This window comes from Brevundimonas sp. A19_0, assembly GCF_017744255.1.
GTDB lineage: Bacteria > Pseudomonadota > Alphaproteobacteria > Caulobacterales > Caulobacteraceae > Brevundimonas.
This window is the reverse complement of record NZ_JAGHQP010000040.1, coordinates 1-2,599: the sequence shown is the minus strand read 5'-3', so window position 1 is coordinate 2,599 and position 2,599 is coordinate 1. Positions and strand designations below refer to the sequence as shown.

3 protein-coding genes are annotated in these 2,599 nt (G+C 58.6%); 1 reads left to right on the top strand and 2 read right to left on the bottom strand.

Annotation, left to right across the window (positions count from 1 at the left end; all coding sequences use genetic code 11):
- Positions 1-143: 143 nt before the first annotated feature.
- Together J7346_RS14870 and J7346_RS14865 are read right to left on the bottom strand one after the other, a co-directional pair.
- Positions 144-1,241 (bottom strand): three-Cys-motif partner protein TcmP, encoded by a 1,098-nt coding sequence (locus J7346_RS14870; RefSeq protein ID WP_209120752.1) that lies wholly within the window; start codon positions 1,239-1,241, stop codon positions 144-146.
- 38 nt (positions 1,242-1,279) lie between these two features.
- Positions 1,280-2,038, bottom strand: a complete 759-nt coding sequence (locus J7346_RS14865) for a DUF5131 family protein (RefSeq protein WP_209120751.1) — start codon at positions 2,036-2,038, stop codon at positions 1,280-1,282.
- 339 nt (positions 2,039-2,377) lie between these two features.
- Between J7346_RS14865 and J7346_RS14860 the strand changes: the two genes are divergently transcribed.
- Positions 2,378-2,599: sigma factor (locus J7346_RS14860; protein ID WP_280636545.1), on the top strand; the 222-nt coding region annotated here is incomplete at its 3' end.

Genomic DNA, 2,599 nt, shown 5'->3' with positions numbered 1-2,599 from the left:
TGGGAGGGGCCTTGAAAGGGCGGGGGAATTGGGGGGCGGCTGTGATGGCTGGGGGCGTGAGGTCGGCGCCAACTGGCGGTCGTACCGCAAAAGCACAGCGGCATATGCCTAGGGAGGACTGATGGAAACGTCCGTCAGCCCGCCTAAACGTTATCGTAAAATCGAAGATAGGTTCCACTTGGGAATGTGCCCCTCCGTCGATCTACCTTCGATCTTATTACCTCAAATTCCGTGCCCTCCCCCTTGGCTAGAACCTGACGCTTGAAATGCGTTTCTCGGAACGCGGTCTTAGCAACTACGAACTCCTCAATGCGATCGACAGACGTCTCGCGGCCCCGGAAGTTGTCTAGGATCTGCTTCCTCAGTTGGCCGAAGTTGGGTTCGTTCGCAAAAAGCGTCATCTGATTGGGATCAGTGGCATCGGAGAAGCTGAACGCGCCTCCCTGATCGACCTTCCACATGGCTTCCTTCATTTTCTTGAGGCCTAACAGGCTATTAGTGGCAAAGAAAAGGAAGTAGTCGGTGGAATTTGCCTTGTTGCGCATCTCGAAATATCTGACGTAAGCCGCGCTCCCGCTGAGCTTCTTGGCATACAGATCTCGGATGCACCTGTTTCGATCTGCTCCTGACTTCTGAGCGCACGTTCGCCATTCCGTACATCCAAAAAGCTTGTCGAAATTTCCGACCTGATCAGGATGGTCGAGGAAGCGATTTATTTCCTCGAACATGAAGTTGATAAAAACCTCGGTCGACGGTCGCCTCAACAGTTCCTCTATTATGGAAAATGGAAGGCCGGTCCATCCGAACGGATCGATAAATGCAAACGTGGGAATTGTTCCCACAGCTTTGAGGCGAGGGCCAATCTTTGCGTAAGCCTCTTCGAAGGTACTCTGATGCACTTCTACGTGTGCGTTGTGCGGCCTACCTAGAAGTTTCTGTGTTTCTTGGACTGCGTTCTTGAGTGCTAATGCGCGGTCAGGCGCTCGCTCAACGAAATCAAAATAGCACTGCGCGCGAATCGCAGCTTTGTGATCCAGCATTGCCTTTAGGGCGATCACCGGCGAACCATCTTCGCCACCGGAATAGCTTCCAGGTCCCGAGAACGCATCAATGTACGCGAGTTTCGGATAGCCGCCCTGACTTAGTATGGGAAGCCAAGCCGACAAATACCGGGCGAGGATTGCGTGCTTTGCCGCAGTGTGAGGCTCTAGCGCCCAAACAGTTTGCTGAGGCGCGGCCATCAGTTACCCCGGTTTCTCATCGGCGCACGATCTCGCGGCTAACCGCCAGTTGTCAATGGAAGCTCATCCCAAATCTTGCCGCGATAGGTCCGACCGGCAGCTTTCTTGTTCTTGCCACCCCACTGCTTGAAGAAGAACGCCGTCCCCGCCGTTAGGCACTTGCGTCGAATCTCCTCGACCCATTCCTCGTTCATTGGGCGGGCTCGGGGGCCAGACTCACCGCCAACTATCGCCCAATGGATGCCGTCAAGATTGGCCTCTGCGACAGAACCAATGAGTGGCTCGAACGAGACAAAGCGAATGATGGCGGGCGTGGCCCGCAAATCGTCCAAGCGAGACAGAACAGCCGCGTCTTCAACGCTGGTGCCGAGCCACACGTGCCCGAGCGCCGGCAAATCAAGCTCCGTCAGGACTTCACGCATTCGATCCGGGCGCTTGGTCAAAATCTGATAGGTATGCTGGGGCGTCCGCTCCATTACCGACCAGACCCGGGCTACGAAATCAGCGGGCACGTCGGGGTGGAAGAGGTCCGACATCGAGTTGACGAAGACCTTGCGTGGCTTGTGCCATTTCAAAGGCGCCTCAAGCGAGGCCTCATCCAGCCTGATCTTGCCAGTCCAGACGTATCGCTTGCCGCTCTTGCGAGTGAGGCCCTCGTACTTGGCGACACCCATGGCCTCCAGACGCGCGGCCATCCGCATGGCGTAGCAGTTTGTGCAGCCAGGCGTGATTACCAGACACCCAGCGACGGGGTTCCAGGTGACGTCCGTCCACTCGATGGGAGAGTTTTGGGCCATGAGAACAAACCATGAACTAATTGCGCTTTGATCGCAACCATCGCTTGAGTTTGGTTAACCGACTGACTCCAAAGGCTATGCCCACACCGATCCTCGGGTCGAGCCCGAGGATGACGGGCGCTTCTGTCTCGTCCCTATCGGAGAGGGGGAGGTGGCGCGGCGCATTGTGCGCCGTGACGGAGGGGCTCTTGAGGGCGGGCCTGCGGTGAAGAACCCCTCCACCACCTTCGGCGGTCCCCCTCCCCATCATGATGGGGAGGAGACGACGTCTCCGGTCGTATTGAACCGGATCGGGCGTTCGCGGCACCTTGTTCCCGAGAGTGCGGAGGGTCTGTTTCGATGTCGCCGATCCCGAGGGACAAGGCCCGCCTGCTGGACGCCTATCTGGTGGCGGCGGCGCGGGCGGGGGACGGGGCGGCGCGGGCGCGGCTGGTCGCGCGGTGGCAACCGAAATTGCTGGGCCATGCCTGGCGGCTGACCGGCGATGCCGAGATGGCGCGCGAGGCGGTGCAGGACGGCTGGGTCGAGATCCTGCGCGGGCTGGGGGGACTGCACGACGAG

Coding starts and splice junctions, on each gene's coding strand:
- J7346_RS14865 (WP_209120751.1), bottom strand. CDS start 2,038: ATGGCCCAAAACTCTCCCATCGAGTGGACGGACGTCACCTGGAACCCC.
- J7346_RS14870 (WP_209120752.1), bottom strand. CDS start 1,241: ATGGCCGCGCCTCAGCAAACTGTTTGGGCGCTAGAGCCTCACACTGCG.